This is a genomic window from Hylemonella gracilis, from assembly GCF_004328645.1.
In the GTDB taxonomy this organism is placed as follows: Bacteria; Pseudomonadota; Gammaproteobacteria; order Burkholderiales; family Burkholderiaceae_C; genus Hylemonella; species Hylemonella gracilis_B.
Genome location: NZ_CP031395.1, coordinates 2,255,737 through 2,280,288, shown reverse-complemented (window position 1 = coordinate 2,280,288; position 24,552 = coordinate 2,255,737). Strand labels below are relative to the sequence as shown.

The following is a 24,552-nucleotide window of genomic DNA, read 5'->3' as shown; positions in this document are numbered from 1 at the left end:
GCTTCCCGAGGTTCTGCCATGACGATTGCCTTGACTTCCCCATCCCCCCATCCACCGTCGCCCCTTGCCGAGTTGACACCCTCGGCTGCGTACGCGCAACAGGCCAGTTTCCTGCCCGAGGAGGTCCACTCTGGCGTCAGTCCACAGCGCCGCCTCGGACGGGCGCTGAACCTGTTGGCGTGGGTCTCCCCCGACCTGGCCACCCGGCTTTTGTGGCGGCTCTGGTTCACGCCCCCACGCACCCGCCCGAACGAGCGTGCCCGCACGCTACTGGCCACGGTGGAACATCGCTTCGAGGTGTATTCCGGCGAGCACGGAGCCCTGGTTCATGGCTGGGGTCAAGGCCCGGCCGTGTTGCTGGCGCATGGCTGGGGGGCGTACGGTGCCCAATTGGGCAGCTTCGTGCCGGTGCTGCAGTCGGCCGGTTACCGCGTGCTGTTGCTGGACGCGCCTGGACACGGTGGTCAGGCGCCACGCCCCTATCGAATCGACCAGTACGCCCAACTGCTGCATGACGTGGTCTTGCATGCGGGTGGGGTCCACGCGGTGATCGGCCATTCGCTCGGCGCCACGGCGACGGCCATGGCGCTGCATCAGTTGGACAGCCCGGCGTCTTACGTGGGCATCGCGCCCACGGCCAACCTCAAGAGCGTGCTGCGGGCCTTTCAACTGCGGATGGGCCTGAGCCCGGAGTTGCTCGTTCGACTGGAGACGGCCTTCGCGGACGCCTTCGGCCCTTCATGGTGGCGTGACTACTCGCTGGACCACCACCTGCCCCGACTGCGTGGCCGGGCCTTGTTGGTCCACGACCGGGATGACGCCGAAGCCAGCCCGGAGAACAGCCACCACCTCGCCCGCCTGCGCCCAGGCACGACCCTGCACTGGAGCGAGGGCCTGGGGCACAACCGTGTGCTGCATGACCGTGACGTGGTGCAGGCCGTGGTCGACTTCATCGCGCGGCCTTAGACAGGCCCCGCAGCACAGGCACCGGCCCAGAACCCAGTCCCGAAGACCTATGCCCTGGGGTGGGTGGAATGGAGGAGGACTGTCAGCCCTCTTCCAGCCCCAGTTCCTGGATCTTGCGCGTGATGGTGTTGCGACCGATGCCCAGCTTGTGCGCGGCCTCGATGCGGCGACCACGTGTGGTGTCCAAGGCGGTCAGGATGAGCTTGCGCTCGAAGCGACGGCTCAGTTCATCCCACACGTCGACCCGCCCGGACTGCAACAGGGTGAGGGCTTCTTGCTGCAGGCTGCTTTCCCAGTCGCCCGCTGCCAGGGGCACGGAGGCAGAGGTGGTGATGGCACCGGTCGGTGCCGCTTCCCCCACGGCACGTTCGCCAACCAGGGCCGCTTCCGAGGCCGGTGCGGCCACAGGTGCGATCACCGGCGGCACGCTCACAGGTGCCAACGATGCAGCGCCGATGCCATCCACCGCCTGAATCACCTCCGGCGGCAAGTCCTTGGGCTCGATCACCTGAGCCGGCGCCATGACCGTCAGCCAATGGCAGACGTTTTCAAGCTGGCGCACATTGCCCGGGAAGCCAAAGCGGCTGAGTTTTTCCAGCGCGGCGTCCGCGATGCGCTTGGGCTCCACGCCCAGTTGGCGCGCGCTCTGTTGCAGGAAATGCCGCGTGAGCATGGGCACGTCTTCCTTGCGTTCGCGCAAGGCAGGCAGGCGCAGGCGGATCACGTTGAGGCGGTGGAACAAGTCTTCGCGGAACACGCCTTCCTTGACGCGCTGCTCCAGATCCTGGTGGGTGGCGGCGATGACGCGCACATTGGCCTTGACGGCGCTGTGCCCGCCCACGCGGTAGAAATGCCCATCACTCAGCACGCGCAACAAGCGCGTCTGCAGATCAAAAGGCATGTCGCCGATTTCATCGAGGAAGAGCGTGCCGCCTTCGGCCTGCTCGAAACGACCACGGCGCATGGTCTGGGCACCGGTGAAGGCGCCGCGCTCATGGCCGAACAGTTCACTCTCCAACAGGTCCTTCGGGATGGCCGCCGTGTTGATGGCCACGAAGGGACCCTGGGCACGCGGCGAATGCTTGTGCAGCGCGCGCGCGACCAGTTCCTTACCGGAACCACTCTCGCCCGTGATGAGCACGGTCACGTTGCTCTGGGACAGGCGACCGATGGCACGGAACACGTCCTGCATGGCCGGGGCCTGGCCCAGCATCTCGGGCGTTTCGGCCAAGGTTTCCTGCGCCACTTCCTCGCGCTGGCTTTCCTCCACGGCACGATGGATCAGTTCCAGCGCCTTGGGCAAGTCAAACGGTTTGGGCAGGTATTCGAAGGCCCCCCCCTGGAAGGCCGACACGGCGCTGTCGAGGTCGCTGAACGCCGTCATGATGATGACGGGCAAGCCCGGATAACGCGCCTTGACCTTCTCAAGCAGTTCCAGACCCGTGCCACCCGGCATGCGGATATCGCTCACCAGCACCTGCGGTGCTTCGTTCTCTTCGTCCAGCGCAGCCAGCACGTCCTTGGGATTGGTGAAACTGCGCGTGGGCAATTGCTCGCGCTGCAGCGCCTTCTCGAGCACGAAGCGTATGGATTGGTCATCGTCTGCGATCCAGATCGGCTTCATCTCGGCGTAGTCCTTGGTCTTGGTGTTCACACCGCCTCCCTTTGTTTGCATGCGCTATTCAAGCTCAAGGCAGCGGAATCAGAATTTTGAAATCGGTCCGGCCCGGCTCGCTGTCGCACTCGATCAGACCGTGATGCTGCTGCACGAAGGTTTGCGCCAACGTCAGCCCCAGGCCGGAACCACCTTCGCGCCCCGACACAAGCGGGAAAAAAATGCGGTCCTTGATCGAGTCCGGCACACCGGGCCCGTTGTCGATGACATGCAATTCCAGTGCCAGTCTGTAGCGCTGCTTGCCGAAGGTGATGGATCGCGCGATGCGTGTACGAAACGTCAGACGCGCGTCACCCGAGGCGACGCGCTCGACCAAGGCCTGACAGGCGTTGTGCGCGATGTTCAACACAGCCTGAATCAACTGCTCACGATCACCCCGGAACTCCGGTATGGAAGTATCGTAGTCGCGGACCACGCGCAACCCCCGGGGAAACTCCACCAACACGAGCGATCGCACGCGCTCGCAGACTTCATGAATGTTGACATCGCCCACCACGTGCGGCCTGCGGTGCGGCGCCAAAAGACGATCCACCAGGGTCTGCAAGCGATCAGCTTCGTGAATGATGACGCGTGTGTATTCGGTGAGCTGCGGATCGATTTCCATTTCCAGCAACTGCGCCGCGCCACGTATGCCCCCCAGGGGGTTCTTGATCTCGTGCGCGAGGTTGCGTATCAGTTCCTTGTTGGCCTGCGCCTGATCAAGCAGGCGTTCCTCGCGTTCCTGCCGCGCCTGCTGCTCCAACGGCATCATCTCGACGAGGATTTCGTCGGGCACATCGGTCTGCGTCAAATTCACGTGCACCGGCAGCAGATCGCGCCCCACGCGCCGCAGGCTCGCGTCGTAGCGCAAGGTCGAGTATTCGTTGGCACGCACGCCACCCAGGGCCTGCAGGAGCACGCGCGGCTCGGCGAAGTAGGTGGAGAAATTGCCCTCGCCCATGCTGCGGCGCGACATGCCCTGCACATCCTCCAGGGCGGCGTTGGCGTAGAGCAACTCACCATCACTGCGCACCACGGCCACCAGGGTCGCCAGCAGGTCGAAGGCGTGGAATCGGTGCTCGGCGCTCATGCGGCTTTGCGGCAAGCTGACGGTCATGGCGTTCATGGGTGGTGGGCGGATCGGCACCGTGATACGCCAGCAAGCGGTAGAACCGCCCGTCGTGCGGACTTTGGCACAGCGGTCGCGCGCGACGGGAGCGGATGCCAGCAGGGGTGCGAGGAGTTCATGCGGGGCCTACTTCCAAGCCAAAAAAATCCAAGCAAAAAAGGGACGGCGCGAGGCCGTCCCTTGATCGTGCCGCACCCCAGGCCACCTGTCTTCGGCGAAATCGCCTTCGCGATCGGCGGAAACAAATGGCTTGCGGTGCCGCGTAACCACGCGTGCGTGATTACAGCGAGTAGTACATGTCGAACTCGATCGGGTGCGTGGTCATGCGGAAACGCGTGACTTCCTGCATCTTGAGTTCGATGTAGGCATCGATCATGGTGTCCGTGAAGACACCGCCCTTGGTCAGGAAGGCGCGGTCCTTGTCCAAGTACTCCAGCGCCTGATCCAGGCTGTGGCAGACGGTCGGGATCTTCGCGTCTTCTTCCGGCGGCAGGTGGTACAGATCCTTGGTGGCAGCTTCGCCCGGATGGATCTTGTTTTCCACGCCGTCCAGACCGGCCATCAGCAGGGCCGAGAAGGCCAGGTAGGGGTTGGCGGTCGGATCGGGGAAACGCGCTTCAATGCGACGGCCCTTGGGGTTGGCCACGAAGGGGATGCGGATCGAGGCGGAACGGTTGCGCGAGCTGTATGCCAGCTTCACCGGGGCTTCGAAGCCGGGCACCAGGCGCTTATAGCTGTTGGTGCCGGGGTTGGTGATGGCGTTCAGCGCGCGGGCGTGCTTGATGATGCCACCGATGTAGTACAGAGCGAACTCGGACAGGCCCGCATAGCCTTCGCCAGCGAACAGGTTCTTGCCGTCCTTCCAGACCGACTGGTGCACGTGCATGCCGGAACCGTTGTCGCCCACGATGGGCTTGGGCATGAAGGTGGCCGTCTTGCCGTAGGCATTAGCGACGTTCTGCACCACGTACTTCAACAGGATGGTCCAGTCGGCGCGCTGCACCAGCGTGCTGAACTTGGTGCCGATCTCGTTCTGGCCCGCGCCCGCCACTTCGTGGTGGAACACTTCGACCGGGATGCCCAGGGATTCGAGGATCAGCGACATCTCGGCGCGCATGTCCTGCGTGCTGTCGACCGGGGGCACCGGGAAATAGCCGCCCTTGACGGTGGGACGGTGGCCGCGGTTGCCGCCTTCGAGCTTGGCACCGCTGTTCCAGGGCGCCTCGTACTCGTCGATCTTGACGAAGGAGCCGGACATGTCGGCGCCCCAGCGCACGTTATCGAAGATGAAGAATTCGGGTTCCGGACCGAAAAAGGCGGTATCGCCCAGGCCAGAAGCCTTCAGGTAGGACTCGGCGCGCTTGGCGATGGAACGCGGATCGCGGTCATAGGACTTGCCGTCACCCGGCTCCAGCACGTCGCAGGAGAGGAACAGCGTGGTCTCTTCGAAGAAAGGATCAATGTTCGCGGTGTTCGGATCAGGCATGAGCAGCATGTCCGAGGCTTCGATGCCCTTCCAACCAGCGATGGAAGAACCGTCGAAGGCGTGGCCCGAGGTGAATTTGTCTTCGTCAAAATGGGAGACGGGCACGCTCACGTGCTGTTCCTTGCCACGGGTGTCGGTGAAACGGAAGTCAACGAACTTGACCTCGTTCTCCTTCACCATCTTCATCACGTCTGCGACGGTCTTGGCCATCTGGGTACTCCTGCTAGGAAGGTTGGTTGAAAAATCGTTTGTCTGAAAGCTGTAGGCAGCACCTGCTTCGATGCAGTTTTTGTGCCAATTCCGGTGCGCATCAGGCACTCATACGGAGCCGACACCTGCTCCGAGGGCACCAAGCCTCCTATTGTGCGCCTTTGCGCGATCTGAACGCCCCATTTAAATGCAGATACCGACCCCCAAAATGCACCAAATAAGGGATTAATGAGGAGCGAGTCCGCCACCCGATCCATGGCTTCAGACGATTCGCACCAATTCGGGGCCAAGTCGACAGCCCATGGCCTGCAGACTTGCGAGCATTTCCTCATAGGCGGGAACCATCTGTGTCGGTACCCCTTTGACGCCCAGCTCGATGTGGCGGCCATGTTCGGGATGATCCACACTGGGCAAGCTGAAGACCTTGACCCCTGGGTGCCCGGCCTCGATCGCCTCCATCAGAGGCGTGAGCACAGCTTCCATCGCGCCGTACACGATGATCGACCGCTCTCCCCAGGCGCCACGCGCATGAAGATGCGCATATTTCGTGTCCAGCAGTGATTCCATCATGGGCCAGGCCATGATGGGAAAACCCGGCATGAAATGCACCGCACCCTGTGTCGACGTCGGCGCACCGCCACCGACCCTCTCGATGCTGAAACCAGGAATCTTGTTGTAAGGATTGGGCAGGATTTCCGCCCCCTCCGGAAACACCCCCATGTTCAGTCGGTGCACGTTGTCGGGTTGGTCCGGGTCGTAGGACCCCCCTTTTTCAAGCGCCATGTCCCGTGCACGCTCATGGATCAACTCGGCCGCCTGGGGATGCAAGTGCAGGCGACGCCCCAAGGCCGCAGCGGCACACTGTCGCGTATGGTCATCCGGCGTGGCACCAATGCCGCCACAACTGAAGACCACCTCACCCGAAGCCGCTCGCTCGAACGCCCGTCGCAAGACCGCGGTGATGCGTGCCGGGTCATCGCCGACGATCTCCGCGCCCGCCAATTGCAGGCCGCGCTCGCCCAGCAACTCGATGGTCTTGGGCAGATGCTTGTCCACGCGCTTGCCGGACAGGATTTCGTCGCCGATGAGGATGAGACTGAACGTTGTCATATGCCGTGATGCTTCATGCCTTGCCTGCGAGTCGCTTCAAACCCAGCCATTGCTGCGCCCAGAAGCCACGCCCGTAATCGCGCCCCTGTTCCACCTGGTCGCGGATGCCCGTGGGGTCATAACGCAGTTCGAAGTTCGCCGTGCCAAACAGCATGTCCCACCAGGGCAGCAGCACGCCGAAGTTGCAACCTCCGAGATTGTTGACCCCCACGCTTGTCACCTCGTGTACGACACTGCCCTCCGAGGGGGTGTTCGCGCCATGAGGCGGCTCGGCGGCGCTCGCCGCGACTTGCTTTTCATGCCCGATACCGACACTGTGATGACGTCGATGAAAGCGCGGACTGATCCACAGGCGCTCGCCCCAGCGACCGAACCAGAGCCGCAGGTTGGCGTGGTGCAGACTCTCGCTGAGTTGCGTGATGGCGACGATGGCGACAAACTGCCCCGGCGCGACGCCGATGATCTGGGCCAGCGTGACCAGCAGCAGATCGCGGATCACGTCGTCCAGCAGATGATTGCGATTGTCGCTCCACACCGTCATCTGCCGCTGGGAATGGTGCAGCGCGTGCAGGCGCCACCACCATTCGAAATGGTGTTGACCGCGGTGCAGCCAGTAGTCAAAGAAATCCATGACCAGCAGGTAGAGCAGGAAGCTCACCACGGCGTGGTCAGTCACGCCGGGCCACAGGTCATCAAGGTGGAAGGTCGGCATGCCGTGCACGCGCAGCCAGCCGATGGCATCGTCCAGCACCGGCATCAGCGTGAAGAACAGCACCAGGCGGAACAGACCCAGCCGGTGGATCAGGGTGTAGATGATGTCGGGGCGGATGGCCAGGCGGTCACTCACCGGCTCCACCGGACGCCAGCGTTGCAGCGGCGCGATCAGCAGCAGCATCACCACGAGCTGGATCAAGCCGACCAGCAGCCAGCCGGTGCCGTCGTAGGCGTCCTCCAGGAAATTGCCCAACCCCGCCATGAAGGCGAGCGGTTGCACCAAGGTCTCGAACAGCCATTGCTGCGTGAGATCGAAAGCATGCACGAGCCAGTCCATGCCGCGATTATTTCTCAGCCGGGGGATGGGTCGCGATCCAGGCCCGGAAATCCGGGTGATCGCGCAGCGTCCGGAAGCAGAAGCCGCGCTGCTTCAGTCCCTCGATCAGCGGCTCCAGCACGGCCGGGGCCCAGGGCTCTTGCCGCGACCAGATGCCCAGGTGGGCCAACAGCACGTCGCCCGCGCGGATGTCGCGCAGGGCCTGGCGCAGTAGCAGGTCGTTTGGATATTTGTCGCTTGGCAGTTCATCGCCGAGGAAACCTGCATCCGACCAGCCCACATGCAGGTACCCGCCCCCCGCGCAGTTGCGTGCCGCCGCCAGCAGCGCGGGCGAGGTCTTGCCCCCGGGCGCGCGGTACAGCGGCAGCGGCGCAACGCCCGTGACTTCGCGCAGACGCGTGTCCGCAGCCTTGATTTCCGCGCAATAGCGCGCCGCGTCCCAGATTTGATCCTGCCCCGTCTGCGGACCGGCCGAGGCGCGCACGCGAAAGCGCACGCTGCCATCCGGCTGCGGCAGGTCGGCGCGCCAATAGGTATGGTTCAAGGTGTGCGAGGCAAAGGCATGGCCTTCGGCGGCGCGCGCACGCCACCAAGCGGCCCAATGGGCGCTTGACCCCACGCCCAGGCTGCCGTCGCCCTCCATCGTGCGCTCGTTCGCGGCGAAGAAGGTCACCCGGACCTGCTGGCGCTGCAAGACCTGCGCCACGACTTCAGCCACACCCATATGGCCCGTGTCCAGCGTCAGGTAGACCGGCTTGGTGCAATCCTCGGCCCGCACCGTCGCGGCCAAGAACAGCCAACAAGCCGCGAGCAGCCAGTCACTGGCGCGGCGCATGGTTCAAGGTCCAGACACCGTGCGGCGACTTGCCGACCTTCACCTGCCGCACCACCTTGCGGGTTTCGGTGTCGATCACACTGAGCATGCCGGCCCAGCGCGAGCTCAGCAGGATGTAACGGCCGTCTGCGGTCAGGTCCATGCAGTCAGGCCCGCTGGGGCCAGGGAACTCATCCACCACGGCCAAGTTCAGGAAATCGATCTTGCTGATGGTGTTGGCCACCCGGTTGCTCACCAGCACGTGCCGGCCGTCCCCCACCACCCGGAAGGCATGCGCGCCCGCGCCGGTGGGCAGGGTCTGCTTGAGCCTGGGCGGAACATCGGACGACGCGCCCAGGGCGTAAATCTCCACGCCATCACCGCCGGTCAAGCCGATCAACAGGTGACGGCCATCGGGCGTGCCATACACGTCGGCCGGCAAGGTGCCCGTGGAGATGCGCCAGAGCAGCTTCTGCGTCGGGATGTCAATGGCGACCAGCTCGCTGCTGTCCTGCATGGTGACGTAGGCGGTGGTGCTGGCCGCGTCGATCCAGATGTGGCTGGGCGTGCGCCGGGTCGGGATGCGCTTGGCGAGCGTCAGGTTCTCACCGTCCCAACGGTAGATGTCCACGTGGTTGAGCCGATTGGCCGCAGTCACGAACCACTGCATGTCCGGCGAGAAGCGCAGTTGGTACGGGTCGAGGATGCCGCGCACGGTGCGCTGCACTTCCGCCGTGCGCGGGTCAATGAAGGTCAGCGAGTCACCAAAGGCATTGGCGATGATGAGGGACTTCTCATCCGGCGTGAGGTACAGATGGTGCGGTTCCTTGCCGGTGGGAATGCGCTTGATCTCTTCCCAGGTGCTGGGGTTGATCACGCTCACATCCGCGTCCTTGGAATTCAGCACGAAGATCGGGACTTCCTCGCCGGCAGCGCGTGCCAGACCATGCAGGACCGGCAGCAAGGCCAGGCACAGCCCCGCCCAGGCTTGGCGCGCAGTCCAGGCATGGCGGTGGCGCAGTCGAGGACCGAGGGAAGCGAAGCGAAGGAATGGCAGAAAGACCATGAATCCAGGACAAAACAGGAATCACCAAGTGTATCCACTCCCGTATGCCGAAATCCCGACCTTATGTCGGTGAAATGATGCAGATCAAAGTCCCAGCAGGGAGCGATCCGCCATCTCCAGCCACCGCCACTGCCCGGGTGCCATTTCTTCTGGCAGCCGCAGCTCGCCAATCCGGGAGCGATGCAAGACCTCGACGCGGTTCCCCACGGCGGCCACCATGCGCTTGACCTGGTGGTACTTGCCATCGGTGAGGGTCAGACGCAGATGCTGGGACGTGAGCAGTTCGCAGGCGGCGGCGCGCACGGGTTGCGGATCGTCGTCCAGCACCACGCCATCGAGCAGGCGCTGCACGAAGGGGGCGTCCGCCGGGGACAGCACGGGGTGCTTCAGGCCCACCTCGTAAACCTTGGGCACCTTGTGCCGGGGCGAAGCCAGCTTGTGGATCACTTGCCCATCGTCCGTCAGCAGCAGCAGACCCGTCGTGTCCTGGTCCAGTCGCCCGACCGCCTGCACCCCCGCCGTCGCACCCTTCTTGGCCTGAGCCGGGCGCTGGCGCAGCGGCAAGGGCAACAGGGTATAGACGCTCGGCCAGGCCGAGGGCTTTTGCGAGCATTCGTAGCCCGCAGGTTTGTTCAGCATGATGAGCGCCGACAGATGGCAGACCCAGTCGAGTCCGCCCTCGCGCAGGCCGGTGCGACCTTCCAGCCCCTCCACCCGCAAGTGCAAACCCTCGGGTTCGAACTCCGCGAACGGGTCGATGCACGGTGCGCCCGCCACGTGCACCCGCCCTTGCTGCACCAGCCCGGCACAGACCCGACGCGCGCCGAAACCCTGCCCATACAAAATATCCTGCAATTGCATGGGCGGCATTGTGCCCAGTCCTGGCACGGGTCCGAAAACCGGGCCTGCATGCACCGTCTCGGCGCGGCGCCCCTCCCCATTGGTCATCAATGCACCCAGGATTGCATACAAATTGGTGCGCAATTCGCGCGGTCGGCCGCGATTCCTCGCCTGACCTGGCCACGGGGAGCTGGCATGTTTGATGCAAGCCACCGCCCGCATGAACGCTGTCGCGCCCGAACTGTCCGCACACACCAGTCCCCGGCAGGCCGCCATCGAACTGATCGCGCTGAGCAAGTGCTACCCCTCGGGCAATGTCGCGGTGGATGCGATCAATCTGCGCATCGACAGCGGCAGCTATTGCTGCCTGCTCGGCCCGTCGGGCTGCGGCAAGAGCACCACCCTGCGCATGATCGCCGGCCACGAGACAGTCAGCGGCGGTGACATCCTGCTGGACAACCGCAACATCACCGTGTTGCCCGCCGCTGCGCGTGGCACGGCCATGATGTTCCAGAGCTTCGCGTTGTTTCCGCATCTGAGCGCGCTCGACAACGTGGCCTTCAGCCTGAAGATGAAGGGCATGTCCAAAGTCGAGCGCCATGCCAAGGCCCAGGATCTGCTGGAACGCGTTTCGCTCGGCCACCTGACCCAGCGCAAGCCAGGCGAACTCTCGGGTGGCCAACAACAGCGCGTGGCGCTGGCCCGCGCGCTGATCACCAGCCCCAAGGTGCTGCTGCTGGATGAGCCGCTGTCGGCGCTCGATCCTTTCCTGCGCGTGCAGATGCGTGCCGAGTTACGACGCTGGCAGAAGGAACTGGGCCTGACCTTCATTCATGTCACGCACTCGCAGGAAGAGGCCATGGCATTGGCCGACCTGATGGTCGTGATGAACCACGGCGTGATTGAGCAGGCCGGCGCCCCGAGTGAGGTCTACAACCGGCCCGCCAACGAGTTCGTCGCGCGCTTCATGGGTGGCCACAACGTGCTGGACACGGCGCAGGGCAAGTTGGCCGTGCGCAACGACCATCTGCGGGTCTTGCCAGCCACCCACGGCGAGGGCCTGCCGGCCATCGTGACCGACGTGGAATACCAGGGCACCTACGTGCTGCTGGGCCTGGACGCCCGCTACACGGTTGACGGCGTGGATCGGCGCACCGACGTCTCGGCCATGCTGCCCGAGGCGGAGTTCCAGGCACGCCCCTACGTCCCCGGCGAATCCGTGCGCCTGAACTGGCAGGCCGCGCATCCGCTCTGAACCAGACCACAACGCATCATCCCATCCTGTCACCCCCTCAATCCTTACAAGGAGCTACACCATGTCCGACACGCTTGAACCCCAAGGTGATCTTTCCTCCGGCCTGAGCCGACGCCACCTATTGGCCGGCGTCGGTGGCATCCTGGCCACCGGCATGGCCCCGGCCATCCACGCCCAGGAGAAAGTCGTGCTGCGCTACCTGGGCACGGCGGTGAACCAGGACAAGGCCATCGCCGACAAGTTCAAGGCCGACACCGGCATCGAGATCCAGTACGTGGCCGTCACAACCGACGACGTGACCAAGCGCGCCGTCACCGCGCCCAACAGCTTTGACCTGATCGACACCGAGTACTTCTCGCTCAAGAACATCGTGCCCACGGGCAACCTCAAGGGCATCGACGCGAAGAAGATCAAGAACGCCGACAAGATCACGCCCTTGTTCACCAAGGGTGAGGTCGCGGGCAAGAAGGTCGGCGACCAAGGCACCGCGCCCAAGAAAGTCATCTTCCTGGAAGGCGAGAAGAGCAAGAAGTTCGCGACCTCTCCGACCCAGTGGATGACGCTGATCCCCACGGTCTACAACGCCGACACCCTGGGCATCCGCCCCGACCTGATCAAGCGTCCGATCAGCAGCTGGGCCGAGTTGCTGAACCCTGAATTCAAGGGCAAGGCCGCCATCCTCAACATTCCCTCCATCGGCATCATGGACGCGGCCATGGTGGTGGAAGCCAAGGGCATCCACAAGTACAAGGACAAGGGCAACATGACGAAGGCCGAGATCGACCTGACGATCAAGACCCTGATCGAAGCCAAGAAGGCCGGCCAGTTCCGCGCGCTGTGGAAGGACTTCAACGAATCGGTCAACCTGATGGCCTCCGGCGAGGTGGTCATCCAATCGATGTGGAGCCCGGCCGTGACCGCCGTACGCAGCAAGGGCATCGACTGCGTGTTCCAGCCGCTGAAGGAAGGGTATCGCGCCTGGGCCGCGGGCTTCGGCCTGCCGACCACGCTGTCGGGCAAGAAGCTGGATGCGGCCTATGTCTTCATCAACTGGTTCCTGGACGGCTGGGCCGGCGCCTACCTGAATCGCCAGGGTTACTACAGCGCCGTGCTCGAGACCGCCAAGGCCCAGATGGAAGCCTACGAGTGGGCCTACTGGATGGAAGGCAAGGCCGCCGCGCAGGACATCAAGAGCCCACAAGGCTCGGTGATCGCCAAGGCCGGCAGCGTGCGCGACGGCGGCAGCTACGAGCAGCGCATGGGTGGCATCGCCTGCTGGAACGCCATCATGGACGAGAACGCCTACATGGTCAGAAAATGGAACGAATTTGTGGCGGCGTGAACGTCGTCCACAAATTCGACCCCCAGGCTCCGCTCCCTTCGTTCGCTACGCCACCCCCCTGTGAGGGGGCGCTCCCAGCGGCCCGGCAAAGCCGGTTCCGCGGGAGCCCTGGAACGGCTTCGCTGCGCTCGCTTGAGGTTTGCATTCTCTTTCTATGAACACGAATACCGCCACGTCCCTACGCACCCTGCCCGCTTGGTGGCAGGCCGGGCCGTTCGGGGCGGTGTTCCTGCTTTTCTTCCTGATTCCGCTGGCGCTGGTGCTGGTCGTCAGCTTCTGGCATTTCAGCGAATACGAGCTGATCCCCGGCTTCACGCTGGACAACTACCTCACCATCTTCGAGGGGTGTGCGAGTCTGACCGAGCAGGGTGACTTCTGCGTCACGCTCAGCACCTATCTGTCGACGCTCAAATTCTGCTTCCTGGTCTGGCTCGCGACCCTGGTACTGGGCTTCGCCGTCGCCTACTTCCTGGCGTTCCACGTGCGCTCGCCGGGCATGCAGACGGTGCTCTTCGTGCTCTGCACCGTCCCTTTCTGGACCTCTAACGTCATCCGCATGATTTCCTGGGTGCCGCTGTTGGGGCGCAACGGCCTGGTCAATCAGACGCTGATGGGATTGGGTCTGATCGAGCAGCCGGTGGAATGGTTGCTGTTTTCCGATTTCTCGGTGGTGCTGGCCTTCGTCCACCTCTACACCATGTTCATGATCGTGCCCATCTTCAACAGCATGATGCGCATCGACCGCAGCCTGCTCGAAGCGGCCAGCGACGCGGGCGCCTCGGGCTGGCAGACGCTGTGGAACGTGGTCGTCCCGCTGTCGAAGACGGGCATCCTCATCGGTTCCATCTTCGTCATCACCATCGTGATGGGCGACTTCGTGACCATCGGCGTGATGGGTGGCCAGCAGATCGCCAGCGTGGGCAAGATCATCCAGGTGCAGACGCAGTACCTGCAGTTCCCGCTGGCGGCGGCCAACGCAGTCATTCTGCTGGCCGTGGTGCTGATGATCATCTGGGGCCTGACGCGCCTCGTCGACATTCGGAAAGAGTTATGACTCCCCCCGAAGCGCCTTCGGCGCCTCCCCCTCAAGGGGGCAACACCAGCAGCCCGGCAAAGCCGGTTCTGCGGTGTTCCCCGAAAAAACGCGCAGCGTGCGCGAGCCGCGCGCTGCCGGTTTCTGGCCCCTGGCCCTGGTCTTCACCCTCTTCGTGATCTTTCTCTACGGCCCCATGGTCACGATCTTCGTGCTCAGCTTCCAGGGTCCTGAGGGCGGCCTGACCTTTCCGCTGCGCGGCCTTTCGCTGCACTGGTTCCGGCAACTGGCCGAGGGCCTGGGCACGGTGGACATCGCCGCCGCGCTGCGCCGCTCCCTGCTCCTGGGCGCGGTGGTGATGGGCTTGACGATCGTGCTGTCAGTGCTGGCGGGCCTGGCCTTTCGCAAGAAATTGCGGGGCGGCGACGCGCTGTTCTACGTCAGCGTGGCCAGCCTGATCATGCCCTCCATCATCATCTCGCTGGGCATCGGCCTGCAGTTCCGCCTGCTCGACGGCGGGCTGAAATGGCTGCTCACCCTGCTGGGCGAGCACAGCCCCTACCTGCAGGAAACACTCGAAAACTACGGCACGGCGCTGGGCCTGATGACCTCGGCCCTGGGCGCACACCTGACCTGGACCCTGCCCTTCGGCCTGCTCATCATGTTCGCGGTCTTCAACCGCTTCAATCCGGCCTACGAAGAAGCGGCACGTGACCTTGGCGCCACACCCTGGCAAACCTTCCGGCATGTGGTTCTGCCGTTGATCGGCCCCTCGGTCGTGGGCGTGGGCATGTTCGGCTTTACGCTGAGCTGGGACGAGATCGCCCGCACCTCGCAGGCCATCGGCGACGTCAACACCCTGCCCCTGGAGCTGCAGGGCTTGACCAGTACCGTCACGACACCGGCCATCTACGCGCTGGGCACCTTGACGACGGTGGTCTCCCTGCTGGTGATGGGATTGACCGTGGCACTGGCTTGGTGGCTGGGACGGCAGCGCAAGGTCTGAGCACTCAGGCGCCGCAGACCCGGCCCGGCAGCCCCCCGCCGGTAACGACATCACCCGGACCGTCCAAGTCCCGCTCGCGCGCGAGCTTGGCCTGGGCCACGTCCACGTCGCGCGGCAGAGCGACGCCATTCTTGACCGCCAGCACCTCGGCCATCACGCTGACCGCGATCTCGCTCGGCGTCTTGCTGCCAATGTAGATACCGATGGGACCGCGCAGGCGCGCCAGGCTGACCAGCGTCTGGCCGAAATGCGCCATCATGCGCTCGCGCCGGGCCAGGTTGTTGCGGCGACTGCCAATGGCCCCCACGTAAAACGCCTCGGTGCCCAGGGCTTCCAGCAGCGCCATGTCGTCCAGCTTCGGATCGTGCGTGAGGGCCAGCACGCAGGAACGGCGGTCCAGTCGGAAGGCACGCACCACGTCGTCCGGCATCTCGCCTGTCACGACCGCACCTGGCACGCGCCAGCCGCCCCGGTATTCCTCGCGCGGATCGCAAACCGTCACGGCAAAGCCGTTGAACAAGGCCATGGTTGCCAGGTACTCGGTCAATTGCCCGGCCCCGATCAGCAGCATGCGGTACTCCGGGCCGAAGGTGTTGACGAGCGCGACCTCGTCCAGGCGCAGCGCCTCGGGCGCGGCGGCTTCGTCGAGCGTGACCGCGCCGTCGGCCAGGCGCACGGTGCGCCGCATCAGTCGGCCGGCCTCCAACGCCTGCACCAAGGCCTGAAGGCGGGTGAGGTCCGGATCGCGCTCCAGGAGCAACTCCAGCGTGCCGCCGCAAGGCAGACCGAAGCGGTGCGCCTCGTCGGCAGTGATGCCGTATTTGACGAAACCCGTCGGCCCCGCAGGCAGGGCTGGCGCGTCGGTCTCCGATGTGGTCCCGGAGTAGCGCGCGATCAGGTCGTCCTCGATGCAGCCGCCGCTCACAGAACCGACCACGGCCCCATCGTCGGCCAAGGCCATGATGGACCCGATGGGCCGGGGCGAAGAACCCCAGGTCCGGACCACCGTGGCCAACAGCGCACCCTGCCCCGCCTGGCGCCAGTCGCGCAGACAACGCAATACCCGCAGATCTAGGTTGTCCATGGACCGACCTCAGCGCAACAGCCACACGCCAGCGATGACCGCGAATGCCGCGACGGTCCAGGCCCAGGCTGGGAACCTGGACAGCCTTGCGGCCTTGCCTGGCGCTTGCGCACCGGCCTGGCTGGACGATGGCGCCACCAAGCCATGACGACCTTGCATCTCCTCGTCGAAACGCTTGAAAAAATCCTCGGCCAGACTGCGCGCCGCGCCATCGATCAGCCGTTGACCAAGCTGCGCGACCTTGCCGCCGACCTGGGCATGCACCGTGTAGGCCAGGGTTGTGCCGCTGTCGACCGGCGTCAGGCTGACTTGGGCGCTGCCCTTGCCAAAACCCGCCACACCGCCCTGGCCATCGAAATGCAGGGTGTAACCAGAAGGCGGCTGCAGATCGGACAAGGTGATCTTGCCCTTGAAGCGGGCCGACACAGGGCCGATCTTCAAGCTGAGGCCGACGGCGTACTGCCCTTCCCCCGTGGCCTCGACCTGATCGCAGCCGGGGATGCAGCGTCGCAAAACCTCCGGATCGTTGAGCGCGTCCCAGGCCTGCTGCTGGGTCACGGTGAGCTGGCGGCTGCCTTGCATGTCCATGGTCGCTTCCTCTCTCAGTCTCTCTCAATGTTCCAGCAGGTCGGCCAGGCTGGCCGCCAAGTCTTCAAGCCGGCTCAGATTGTGGATGGCCAGCATGCCGTCGGCGTGCCGGTGCAGCGCGGCAGCACCCCGCGCCAACGGCGCGTAGCCCTCGTAGCGCAACAGCGGGTTGAGCCACAGCAGGCGACGGCAGCGGCGGCGCAGCCAGGCCAGCTCAACGTCGAGCTGTTCAGGCGCGCCCGTGTCCAAACCATCGCTGACCAGCAGCACCAGAGTGCGCCGGCCGACCAAGCGCCGCGCATGCTGGGTACGCAAGGTGGTCAGCGAAGCGCCCAGGCGGGTTCCGCCGCCGTAGTCGTCGATCAGCATGCTCGCGGCGGCCAGCATCTCGTCCGTGTCGGCCAGGCGCAGGGCCGGCGTGAGGTCGGTCAGGTGGGAGCCGAAAGCGTAGAGGTCGCGCCGGACCCGTCGGCCTCCGACCTGCCGCGTCGCGGCATGCAGGAACGCCAGCAGCAAGCGGGCATAACGCTCCATCGAGCCCGACACGTCCACGAGGATCAGCAGAGGCAGGGGTTCGACGCGACGCCGCAGGCGCGGCAAGTGCAGCAATTCACCGCCCGTGCGCGTGGCTTCCTGCAAGGCGCCGCGCCAGTGCAGGCGCGCGCCGCGCACGTCCGGCCGGGACCGGCGCGCGCGCAGACTGGGCAAAGGCAAGGCGACATCGCGGGCCAGGCGCTCGACCAGGCGGTATTCGCTGGCACTCAGTGCGTTGAAGTCAGCTTGCCGCAGGCGCTGCAGGTCGCTGGCCGTCATGGCGGCGTCGAACTCCACCGGGGTCTCGGCGGGTCGGGGCGTCTGGGTGCCGAAGGCACGCTGTGGCGTCAAGGCCTCACGCACACGGGGGCGGCGCCGGGAAGGCTCGGCCCGGCCTTCGGCACTGGGCAGCATCTGCGCCAGCAGCTTGTGCGCCACCTCGGGATCACGGAAGTAGGCGTCGAACAGTTCCCGGAAGACGGCGCGATCCTGCTCGCGCGAGACCAGCACCGCCTCGAGCGCGGCACCCAGGTCCGGCTTGTGGGCGACGCCCACCCACTGCGCGGCCTCGCAGGCCAGCGCGATGCGCGCGCCGTCGAGATGCACGCCGGCGCGCCGCAGCGCCCGGCCAAAACCGACGATGTTCTCCGGCAGCTTGCCACGACGGGCGTCACCGAGCAGCATCGCGGTGCTCCATTGGGCTGGGGATCATCGCCTCGCGCACCATGTCGCCAACCTTTCAGGCGGCCTGCGGCGCCAGCAGCTCCCGCGCCAAGTCCGGCGTAAGCGCCGCCACGTCCTCGCGCTGCTTGAATAGCACGCCGGCGGTGTCGCTCACGACCTCCGGGTCCAGCGCGAGCGTGTCCAGGGCCACCAGGGCCCGCGCCCATTCCACGCTCTCGGCCAAGCCCGGCGCGCGCTGAAAAGCACTGGCGTACGGTTGTTCACGCAGACGCCCCACGAACGCCGCGATCTGCGCCGACAACCCAGCGCCGGCCTCGGGCACCTGCGCACGCACGATGGCTAGCTCGCGCTCACGCTCGGGATAGTCCAGCCAGTGGTAGAGGCAGCGGCGCTTGACGGCATCGTTGAGTTCACGCGTGCGGTTGCTGGTCAGCACCGTCACGGGCGCAACGGCGGCCCGCACCGTGCCGAGCTCGGGAATGCTGACTTGGTATTCGCCGAGGTACTCCAACAGAAAGGCCTCGAAGGGCTCATCGGCGCGGTCCACCTCGTCGATGAGCAGCACCGCGCCGGGCGGCGACGCCTGCAGCGCCTGCAGCAGCGGGCGGCGGATCAGATAACGCTCCTGGTAGACCTCCTGCTCGATCCGTTCCGCGTCCAGATGGGCGGTCTCTGCCGCGCGCAGGTGCAGGAGCTGGGCGGCATAGTTCCATTCATACAGCGCCTCACGCAGCTCCAGTCCGTCGTAACACTGCAGGCGCAGCAGAGGTCGGCCCAGGGCGACGGCCAGGGCCTTGGCCAATTCCGTCTTGCCCACGCCGGGCTCACCTTCCAGCAGCAGCGGACGCTGCAGGCGCAAGGCCAGGAAGACTGCCGCGGCCAGTCGACGGTCGGCAAAATAGCCGCTGCCCTGAAGACCCGCAAGCACCGCGTCGATCGACGCGTAGGGGGCAGGTACCGAAGCCGTCATCGCCCACCCCGTCCCCATCCGTCCGGCGCGGTCGAATTGCCGCAGCCTCGGTCAGGGCGGCAACGCCAGATCGGATCCTTGGGCATCAACGCACACGCACCGCGGGGCCGGTCTAGACCAGCGCCTGGGTCACCGCGCGCTGGGCCAGCACGCCGATCAGATGAGCGCGGTACGCCGCCGAACCGTGGAGGTCCCCACTCAGTTCGCCCGCATCGATCGCCACCTTGGCGGCAGCTTCGGGCGTGAAGCTCTTGCCCAGAGCCGCCTCCAGTCCGGCGTGACGGAACACACCGTTGCCGCCCCCGGTGATGGCCACGCGCACGCCGGCGTCAGTCTGCGCGACGAACACGCCGATCAGGGCGAAGCGCGAGGCAGGCTGCTTGAACTTCATGTAGGCCGCACGCTTCGGAACGGGGAAACGGATGGCGGTGATGATCTCGCCCTCGCCCAGCGCCGTCGCGAACAGCCCCTGGAAGAAGGCGTCGGCCGCGATCTGGCGTTTCGTGGTCTGCACGGTCGCACCCAGCGCGAGCACGGCGGCGGGGTAATCGGCGGCCGGGTCGTTGTTGGCCACCGAGCCCCCCAATGTGCCCAGGGCACGCACCTGTTTGTCGCCGATGTGCGCGGCCAGGTCAGCCAGCGCGGAAATCGCAGATCGGACCTCTGTGCTTTCCGCAACCTCGGCGTGGCGGGTCATCGCGCCGATCACCACAGCTTGACCGTCCTTGCGGATGCCGGCCAGTTCACGCACGGCGCCCAGATCGGCCAGGCGGCCTGGATCGGACAGGCGCAACCTCATCGAGGGCAGCAAGGTCTGGCCACCGGCCAGCAGCTTGGCACCCGAGGCGGCGAGCCGACCAGCGTCGGCCAGCGAGCCGGGGCGTTCGAAGGTGAATGCGTACATGGCAAGCTCCTTACTTGGCGGACTGGATGGCGTCCCACACGCGCGCGGGCGAAGCAGGCATGTCGAAGTCTTTCACGCCCAGCGGGCGCAAGGCGTCCAGCACGGCGTTGATCACCGCCGGCGGCGAGCCGATGGCACCGGCTTCGCCGCAGCCCTTGGTGCCCAGCGGATTGTGGGTGCACGGCGTGCAAATGGTGTCGAGCTGGAAGGTCGGGAAATCATCGGCGCGTGGCATGGCGTAGTCCATGAAGCTGCCGGTGAGCAGCTGGCCCGTCTGCCGGTCGTAGACGCAGTTTTCCAACAGCGCCTGGCCGATGCCCTGCACCAGACCGCCGTGGACCTGGCCCTCGACGATCATGGGGTTGATGATGGTGCCGAAATCGTCCACCGCCGTGAAGCGGTCCACCCGCACCGCGCCCGTGGCCGGGTCCACTTCGACCTCGCAGATGTAGGTGCCAGCCGGAAAGGTGAAGTTGGTTGGGTCGTAGAAGGCGGTTTCGTTGAGGCCAGGCTCCAACTTGTCGAGCGGGTAGTTGTGGGGCACGTAAGCGGTCAACGCGACCTGACCGAAGGGGATTTTCTTGTCCGTGCCCTTGACCTTGAATTCACCACCGCTGAACTCGATGTCGGCGTCGCTGGCCTCCATCAGATGGGCCGCGATCTTTTTCGCCTTGGTCTCGATCTTGTCCAAGGCTTTCATGATGGCCGCGCCGCCCACGCTGATGGACCGCGAGCCATAGGTGCCCATGCCGAAGGGCACCCGGCCCGTGTCGCCATGCACCACGTCCACGTTCTCCACGGGGATGCCCAGGCGCGCCGCGACCACCTGGGCGAAGGTGGTTTCATGGCCCTGTCCGTGACTGTGCGAGCCAGTGAACACCGTCACACTGCCGGTCGGGTGCACGCGGATCTCGCCGCACTCGAACAAGCCGGCGCGCGCGCCCAGGGCACCTGCGATGTTGGACGGCGCGATGCCGCAAGCCTCGATGTACGATGAGTAACCCATGCCACGCTTCAAGCCTTTGGCTTCACTGGCCTTCACGCGCGCCGCGTAGCCAGCCACATCGGCCAGCTTCTGGGCTTTGTCCATGGCCGCGCGGTAGTCACCCACGTCGTACTGCAGGGCCACCGGCGTCTGGTAGGGAAACTGGGTGATGAAGTTGCGGCGGCGGATTTCATCCTGCCCCAGACCCAGCTCCCAGCCGCAGCGGCTCACCAGGCGCTCGAGCAGGTAGGTGGCTTCGGGTCGACCCGCGCCCCGGTAAGCATCCACTGGCGCGGTGTTGGTGAACCAGGCGTCGACCTCCACGTAGATCTGTGGCGTCGTGTACTGCCCGGCCAGCAGGGTGGCATAAAGGATGGTCGGCACCGCCGTGGAGAACGTCGACAGGTAGGCCCCCAGGTTGGCGTCAGTTTGCACGCGCAGGGCAAGGAACTTGCCATCCTTGTCCATGGCCATCTCGGCGTGGCTGACATGGTCACGTCCGTGCGCATCGGACAGAAAGGCTTCGGCACGCTCGGCAGTCCACTTGATGCTGCGGTTGAGCTGCCGCGCGGCCCAGGTCAAGGCGACGTCCTCGGCGTAGAGGAAGATCTTGGAGCCGAATCCTCCACCCACGTCGGGCGCGATCACGCGCACCTTGTGCTCGGGCAGACCGAGCACGAAGGCCGTCATCAGCAGCCGTTCGACGTGCGGGTTCTGATTGGCGACGTACAAGGTGTACTCATCGGTCGCCCGGTTGTAGCTGCCGATGGCCGCGCGCGGTTCCATCGCGTTGGGAATCAGGCGGTTGTTCACCAGATCGAGGCGGGTCACATGCGCGGCCTTGGCGAATACCGAGTCCACCGCTGCTTTGTCGCCGATGGCCCATTTGTAGCAATGGTTGTCGGGTGCGATGTCGTGCAGCGCGGGCCCCCGCTTCGCGTCGCCGACCGCGACCACGGCATCCAACACGTCATAGTCGACTTCCACGACCTCGGCCGCGTCACGCGCCTGCTGCAGCGTCTCGGCCACCACCATGGCCACGTGGTCACCCACGTAACGCACCTTGCCCTGCGCCAGCACGGGATGCGGCGGCTCCTTCATCGGCGTGCCATCGGTGCTGGTGATCAGCCAGCCGCAGGGCAGGCCGTTCATCTTGCCTTCGATGTCCTTGCCGGCGTACACCTTCAGGACACCGGGCATGGCTTCGGCTTTGCGCACGTCCACGGACTTGACGCGCGCATGGGCGTGCGGCGAACGCACGAAGACGGCCTGCGCCTGGTGCGCGAGGTTCACATCGTCGGTGTACTGCCCCGCGCCGGTCAGGAAGCGGTAGTCCTCCTTGCGGCGGACGGCCTCGCCGATGTGCGGCAGCTTGGCAAAGTCGGTGGCACCCATGATGTTGTCTCCTCAGTGTTCAAGCAGTTTCGGTTCATGCGCCCATCGCCGTCCGTCCGTGTTGCACGGCCTTGACGATGTTCTGGTAACCGGTGCAGCGACAGAGGTTGCCTTCAAGCAGTTCACGGATCTCGGCCTCGCCAGCCTTCGGGTGGTGGCGACAGAGGTCCACCGCGCTCATGACCATGCCCGGCGTGCAGAAGCCGCATTGCAGGCCGTGGCATTCCTTGAAGGCGGCCTGCATGGGGTGCAGCGTGCCGTCGGGTTTCGCCAGGCCCTCGATGGTGGTGATGTCCGCGCCTTCGTGCTGCGCGGCCAGGGTGTTGCAGGACTTGATGGCCCGGCCATTGACGATCACGGTGCAGGCGCCGCACTGCGCCGTGTCGCAGCCAACATGGGTGCCGGTCAGACGCAGTTGCTCGCGCAAGGCATGCACAAGCAAGGTGTTGGGAGGAACGTCAACGTTCGCGAGCATGCCGTTGACTTTGAACTTCACTTGCATGGTCTGTCTCCTTCCACGTGCGTCATGGAGCGCGCCCATTGTTCAGTTCATCGGTGCCCGAGCGGTTCTAGGCGAAACCCTAGGATACGATGCCCGCCATGCGCGAACTGCTACTCATCAACCCCAACACAACGACCGAAATCACCGAAACCCTAGCCGCGCTGGTGCGCGCGTCCAGTCCCTCGGACGTGAACGTGCACGCCGTCACGGCGACCTTCGGCGCGCCCTACATCGCTGACGAAGCGGGGTATGCCGTGGCCGGACATGCCACGCTGCAGGCCTGGCGACGGGCCAGCGCGGAACGCAGTGCGCCGTTCGACGGCGTGATCGTCGGCTGCTTCGGCGACCCGGGGCTCTTCGCCCTGCGCGAGACCGCGAGCTGCCCGGTCACGGGACTGGCGGAAGCCGCGCTCCTGGAGGCGGTTCAGGTCATGGATGCGTCAAGCCAAACCAGCGGGTCAGGTCGATCCGCCATCGTGACGGGTGGCGCGGCCTGGGGTCCCATGCTGCGCAAACTGTTGCCCGCCTTGAGCGGCGGCCAGCGCGTGAGCGCCATCGAGACCGTGCCACTCAGCGGCGCCCAGTTGCGCGCCGACCCGGTGGCGGCGCATGCCCTGCTGGTGGAGGCTTGTCGCAAGGTGCGGGCCGAACTTGGGGTGGACGCCATCGTCCTCGGCGGCGCCGGCCTGGGCGGTCTGGCGGCCGTGCTGCAAGATCAGGTCGACGTGCCGCTGATCGACAGTGTGCGGGCCGCCGCGCGCCAGATCTGGTCCGCCCCCCGCTCGGCCAGCCTGGGTTGTCCGCACTGGCTGTGACGGGCTGCGGAGCGTGACAGAACCCGGTGCAGGTCTCAGCCCGGCGCGACACCGCTCGGGGCCGAGCCAGACCCGCTAGGCGTCCAGGTGTCCTGGAGAGAGGGCACGCAGACCTCCTCGCCGATCACGATCTCATGGCCCCTCAGGTGCGCTCCAAGAAAATCCAGAAAGCGCCTGACGGCGGGATTCAAGCCGCGCCGTGAGGGAAAGACGGCGTGGACGATGCCGGCCTGCGGCGCCCAACCGGGCAAGACTTCCACCAGACGGCCATCGGCCAGGGCCGTGTGGCACAGGTAGTCCGGCAGGGCCGTCATGCCGATGCCGCGTTGCACGGCGTGCTGCAGCGTCACCAGATCGTCCGCCACGTAACGCGGCTGGTGGTTCAGCAAGTGCTCCGATCTTTTCCCACTGAGTTCAGGGCCGAGCAGACGCAGCGTAGAGCGACCTTCCACGGCGGACATGGCCACCGTGTCCAGGTTGGCCAGGTCTTGCACCGTCCGTGGCTGACCCTGCCGGACCAGCAGGTCCGGTGCAGCCACCAGCATTGAGCGGCTTTCTCCGAGGTGCTTGACCACCAGGCTGCCGCTGTCGTCCAGCGAGACACGCACGCGCAAGGCCACGTCCACGCCCTCCTCAACCAGGTCCACAACGCGATTGCTCACGCGCATCTCCACGCGCACCTGAGGGTACTGGGCCATGAAATGCGGAACCAGATGGCCCACCGTGGTCTGAGCCAGCGTGATGGGACAGGCCACGCGGATGACGCCGCGCGGCTCCACCTGCACAGCCGTCAAGGCATCGTGGGCCGCCTGCGCCTCATCCCGGACAGCGGCGCAGTGGCGTAGGTAGATCTCACCGGCTTGCGTCAGCGACAACTTGCGCGTGGTGCGCTGCAAGAGGCGCACACCCAGCCGCAGCTCTAGTTCGGCGATCCGGCGTGACAGACGCGACTTGGGAATACCGAGCACCCGGCCCGCGGCCGCGAATCCGCCGCGCTCAACCACCTCGGCGAAATAAAGCATGTCGTTCAGATCCTGCATGGGCAGCCTTCTTTGGTTCAACAGACCTTCAGTTTCTCGATTTCAACCCCTTTATTGTCCCAAATTCAGGACGATAAATCGCAATTTTG

Annotated in this window: 22 protein-coding genes; 6 read left to right on the top strand and 16 right to left on the bottom strand. The window is 65.4% G+C overall.

All coding sequences use genetic code 11. The features are described from left to right. Window positions 1-18 precede the first annotated feature (18 nt). On the top strand, window positions 19-966 hold the full coding sequence (locus tag DW355_RS10815; protein WP_165493176.1) for an alpha/beta fold hydrolase: 948 nt from the start codon (window positions 19-21) through the stop codon (window positions 964-966). Window positions 967-1,048: 82 nt separating this feature from the next. Here the strand turns inward: DW355_RS10815 and ntrC are convergent, their stop codons facing one another. From ntrC to DW355_RS10775, 8 genes are all read right to left on the bottom strand, one after another. Continuing rightward, entirely contained in the window at window positions 1,049-2,590 is a 1,542-nt protein-coding gene (gene ntrC, locus DW355_RS10810; protein WP_131282603.1) for a nitrogen regulation protein NR(I), read from the bottom strand. Between the two features lie 64 nt (window positions 2,591-2,654). Beyond that, window positions 2,655-3,746: a nitrogen regulation protein NR(II) gene (gene glnL, locus DW355_RS10805; protein WP_131280032.1), complete on the bottom strand. Its 1,092-nt coding sequence runs from the start codon at window positions 3,744-3,746 to the stop codon at window positions 2,655-2,657. Window positions 3,747-4,029: 283 nt separating this feature from the next. After that, window positions 4,030-5,445, bottom strand: coding sequence for a type I glutamate--ammonia ligase (glnA, locus tag DW355_RS10800; RefSeq protein ID WP_131280030.1), 1,416 nt, complete (start codon window positions 5,443-5,445; stop codon window positions 4,030-4,032). Between the two features lie 261 nt (window positions 5,446-5,706). Continuing rightward, window positions 5,707-6,555 carry a competence/damage-inducible protein A gene (locus DW355_RS10795; RefSeq protein ID WP_131280028.1) on the bottom strand — a complete coding sequence of 283 codons (849 nt, stop codon included), beginning with the start codon at window positions 6,553-6,555 and terminating at the stop codon, window positions 5,707-5,709. 13 nt (window positions 6,556-6,568) lie between these two features. Continuing rightward, window positions 6,569-7,606 (bottom strand): sterol desaturase family protein, encoded by a 1,038-nt coding sequence (locus tag DW355_RS10790; RefSeq protein WP_131280026.1) that lies wholly within the window; start codon window positions 7,604-7,606, stop codon window positions 6,569-6,571. A gap of 7 nt (window positions 7,607-7,613) precedes the next feature. Then, window positions 7,614-8,441: a polysaccharide deacetylase family protein gene (locus DW355_RS10785; RefSeq protein WP_131280025.1), complete on the bottom strand. Its 828-nt coding sequence runs from the start codon at window positions 8,439-8,441 to the stop codon at window positions 7,614-7,616. Beyond that, window positions 8,425-9,486, bottom strand: coding sequence for a YncE family protein (locus tag DW355_RS10780; protein WP_431733163.1), 1,062 nt, complete (start codon window positions 9,484-9,486; stop codon window positions 8,425-8,427). Before DW355_RS10780 ends, DW355_RS10785 begins: the two co-directional genes overlap by 17 nt. An 84-nt stretch (window positions 9,487-9,570) precedes the next feature. Beyond that, a complete protein-coding gene (locus tag DW355_RS10775) occupies window positions 9,571-10,347 on the bottom strand; it encodes a 16S rRNA pseudouridine(516) synthase (protein WP_131280023.1) in 777 nt (258 codons plus the stop codon). Between the two features lie 181 nt (window positions 10,348-10,528). Between DW355_RS10775 and DW355_RS10770 the strand changes: the two genes are divergently transcribed. The 4 genes from DW355_RS10770 (at window position 10,529) to DW355_RS10755 (ending at window position 14,962) form a co-directional block, all read left to right on the top strand. After that, a complete protein-coding gene (locus tag DW355_RS10770; protein ID WP_431733162.1) occupies window positions 10,529-11,581 on the top strand; it encodes an ABC transporter ATP-binding protein in 1,053 nt (350 codons plus the stop codon). Between the two features lie 61 nt (window positions 11,582-11,642). Continuing rightward, window positions 11,643-12,923: an ABC transporter substrate-binding protein gene (locus DW355_RS10765; protein ID WP_131280019.1), complete on the top strand. Its 1,281-nt coding sequence runs from the start codon at window positions 11,643-11,645 to the stop codon at window positions 12,921-12,923. A 154-nt stretch (window positions 12,924-13,077) separates the two neighbouring features. Then, the gene (locus DW355_RS10760) at window positions 13,078-13,977 is read left to right on the top strand and encodes an ABC transporter permease (protein WP_131280016.1); all 900 of its coding nucleotides are present in this window, start codon (window positions 13,078-13,080) and stop codon (window positions 13,975-13,977) included. 73 nt (window positions 13,978-14,050) lie between these two features. Beyond that, on the top strand, window positions 14,051-14,962 hold the full coding sequence (locus DW355_RS10755; protein WP_131280014.1) for an ABC transporter permease: 912 nt from the start codon (window positions 14,051-14,053) through the stop codon (window positions 14,960-14,962). A 4-nt stretch (window positions 14,963-14,966) separates the two neighbouring features. On the opposite strand, the gene DW355_RS10750 is transcribed toward DW355_RS10755, so the two are convergent. The 7 genes from DW355_RS10750 to DW355_RS10720 form a co-directional block, all read right to left on the bottom strand. Continuing rightward, window positions 14,967-16,046, bottom strand: coding sequence for an XdhC family protein (locus DW355_RS10750; RefSeq protein WP_131280011.1), 1,080 nt, complete (start codon window positions 16,044-16,046; stop codon window positions 14,967-14,969). A gap of 9 nt (window positions 16,047-16,055) precedes the next feature. Beyond that, complete coding sequence (locus tag DW355_RS10745) at window positions 16,056-16,634, bottom strand: SRPBCC family protein (RefSeq protein WP_131280009.1); 579 nt, start codon at window positions 16,632-16,634, stop codon at window positions 16,056-16,058. Between the two features lie 24 nt (window positions 16,635-16,658). Continuing rightward, window positions 16,659-17,852: a vWA domain-containing protein gene (locus tag DW355_RS10740; RefSeq protein ID WP_131280007.1), complete on the bottom strand. Its 1,194-nt coding sequence runs from the start codon at window positions 17,850-17,852 to the stop codon at window positions 16,659-16,661. Between the two features lie 55 nt (window positions 17,853-17,907). Beyond that, a complete protein-coding gene (locus DW355_RS10735) occupies window positions 17,908-18,822 on the bottom strand; it encodes an AAA family ATPase (RefSeq protein ID WP_131280005.1) in 915 nt (304 codons plus the stop codon). A gap of 112 nt (window positions 18,823-18,934) precedes the next feature. Beyond that, on the bottom strand, window positions 18,935-19,726 hold the full coding sequence (locus tag DW355_RS10730; RefSeq protein WP_131280003.1) for an FAD binding domain-containing protein: 792 nt from the start codon (window positions 19,724-19,726) through the stop codon (window positions 18,935-18,937). 10 nt (window positions 19,727-19,736) lie between these two features. After that, on the bottom strand, window positions 19,737-22,106 hold the full coding sequence (locus tag DW355_RS10725) for a xanthine dehydrogenase family protein molybdopterin-binding subunit (RefSeq protein ID WP_131280001.1): 2,370 nt from the start codon (window positions 22,104-22,106) through the stop codon (window positions 19,737-19,739). 34 nt (window positions 22,107-22,140) lie between these two features. After that, on the bottom strand, window positions 22,141-22,608 hold the full coding sequence (locus tag DW355_RS10720) for a (2Fe-2S)-binding protein (protein ID WP_131279999.1): 468 nt from the start codon (window positions 22,606-22,608) through the stop codon (window positions 22,141-22,143). A gap of 98 nt (window positions 22,609-22,706) precedes the next feature. Here DW355_RS10720 and DW355_RS10715 point away from each other — a divergent pair, with 98 nt between their 5' ends. Continuing rightward, window positions 22,707-23,423: an aspartate/glutamate racemase family protein gene (locus DW355_RS10715; RefSeq protein ID WP_242671111.1), complete on the top strand. Its 717-nt coding sequence runs from the start codon at window positions 22,707-22,709 to the stop codon at window positions 23,421-23,423. Window positions 23,424-23,458: 35 nt separating this feature from the next. Here the strand turns inward: DW355_RS10715 and DW355_RS10710 are convergent, their stop codons facing one another. Then, complete coding sequence (locus DW355_RS10710; protein WP_131279995.1) at window positions 23,459-24,463, bottom strand: LysR family transcriptional regulator; 1,005 nt, start codon at window positions 24,461-24,463, stop codon at window positions 23,459-23,461. Window positions 24,464-24,552 lie beyond the last annotated feature (89 nt).

What these genes read in the sequence shown, in the direction of transcription:
- DW355_RS10815 (WP_165493176.1), top strand. Translation starts at nt 19, where the DNA reads ATGACGATTGCCTTGACTTCCCCATCCCCCCATCCACCGTCGCCCCTT.
- ntrC (WP_131282603.1), bottom strand. Translation starts at nt 2,590, where the DNA reads ATGAAGCCGATCTGGATCGCAGACGATGACCAATCCATACGCTTCGTG.
- glnL (WP_131280032.1), bottom strand. Translation starts at nt 3,746, where the DNA reads ATGAACGCCATGACCGTCAGCTTGCCGCAAAGCCGCATGAGCGCCGAG.
- glnA (WP_131280030.1), bottom strand. Translation starts at nt 5,445, where the DNA reads ATGGCCAAGACCGTCGCAGACGTGATGAAGATGGTGAAGGAGAACGAG.
- DW355_RS10795 (WP_131280028.1), bottom strand. Translation starts at nt 6,555, where the DNA reads ATGACAACGTTCAGTCTCATCCTCATCGGCGACGAAATCCTGTCCGGC.
- DW355_RS10790 (WP_131280026.1), bottom strand. Translation starts at nt 7,606, where the DNA reads ATGGACTGGCTCGTGCATGCTTTCGATCTCACGCAGCAATGGCTGTTC.
- DW355_RS10785 (WP_131280025.1), bottom strand. Translation starts at nt 8,441, where the DNA reads ATGCGCCGCGCCAGTGACTGGCTGCTCGCGGCTTGTTGGCTGTTCTTG.
- DW355_RS10780 (WP_431733163.1), bottom strand. Translation starts at nt 9,486, where the DNA reads ATGGTCTTTCTGCCATTCCTTCGCTTCGCTTCCCTCGGTCCTCGACTG.
- DW355_RS10775 (WP_131280023.1), bottom strand. Translation starts at nt 10,347, where the DNA reads ATGCAATTGCAGGATATTTTGTATGGGCAGGGTTTCGGCGCGCGTCGG.
- DW355_RS10770 (WP_431733162.1), top strand. Translation starts at nt 10,529, where the DNA reads ATGCAAGCCACCGCCCGCATGAACGCTGTCGCGCCCGAACTGTCCGCA.
- DW355_RS10765 (WP_131280019.1), top strand. Translation starts at nt 11,643, where the DNA reads ATGTCCGACACGCTTGAACCCCAAGGTGATCTTTCCTCCGGCCTGAGC.
- DW355_RS10760 (WP_131280016.1), top strand. Translation starts at nt 13,078, where the DNA reads ATGAACACGAATACCGCCACGTCCCTACGCACCCTGCCCGCTTGGTGG.
- DW355_RS10750 (WP_131280011.1), bottom strand. Translation starts at nt 16,046, where the DNA reads ATGGACAACCTAGATCTGCGGGTATTGCGTTGTCTGCGCGACTGGCGC.
- DW355_RS10745 (WP_131280009.1), bottom strand. Translation starts at nt 16,634, where the DNA reads ATGGACATGCAAGGCAGCCGCCAGCTCACCGTGACCCAGCAGCAGGCC.
- DW355_RS10740 (WP_131280007.1), bottom strand. Translation starts at nt 17,852, where the DNA reads ATGCTGCTCGGTGACGCCCGTCGTGGCAAGCTGCCGGAGAACATCGTC.
- DW355_RS10735 (WP_131280005.1), bottom strand. Translation starts at nt 18,822, where the DNA reads ATGACGGCTTCGGTACCTGCCCCCTACGCGTCGATCGACGCGGTGCTT.
- DW355_RS10730 (WP_131280003.1), bottom strand. Translation starts at nt 19,726, where the DNA reads ATGTACGCATTCACCTTCGAACGCCCCGGCTCGCTGGCCGACGCTGGT.
- DW355_RS10725 (WP_131280001.1), bottom strand. Translation starts at nt 22,106, where the DNA reads ATGGGTGCCACCGACTTTGCCAAGCTGCCGCACATCGGCGAGGCCGTC.
- DW355_RS10720 (WP_131279999.1), bottom strand. Translation starts at nt 22,608, where the DNA reads ATGCAAGTGAAGTTCAAAGTCAACGGCATGCTCGCGAACGTTGACGTT.
- DW355_RS10715 (WP_242671111.1), top strand. Translation starts at nt 22,707, where the DNA reads ATGCGCGAACTGCTACTCATCAACCCCAACACAACGACCGAAATCACC.
- DW355_RS10710 (WP_131279995.1), bottom strand. Translation starts at nt 24,463, where the DNA reads ATGCAGGATCTGAACGACATGCTTTATTTCGCCGAGGTGGTTGAGCGC.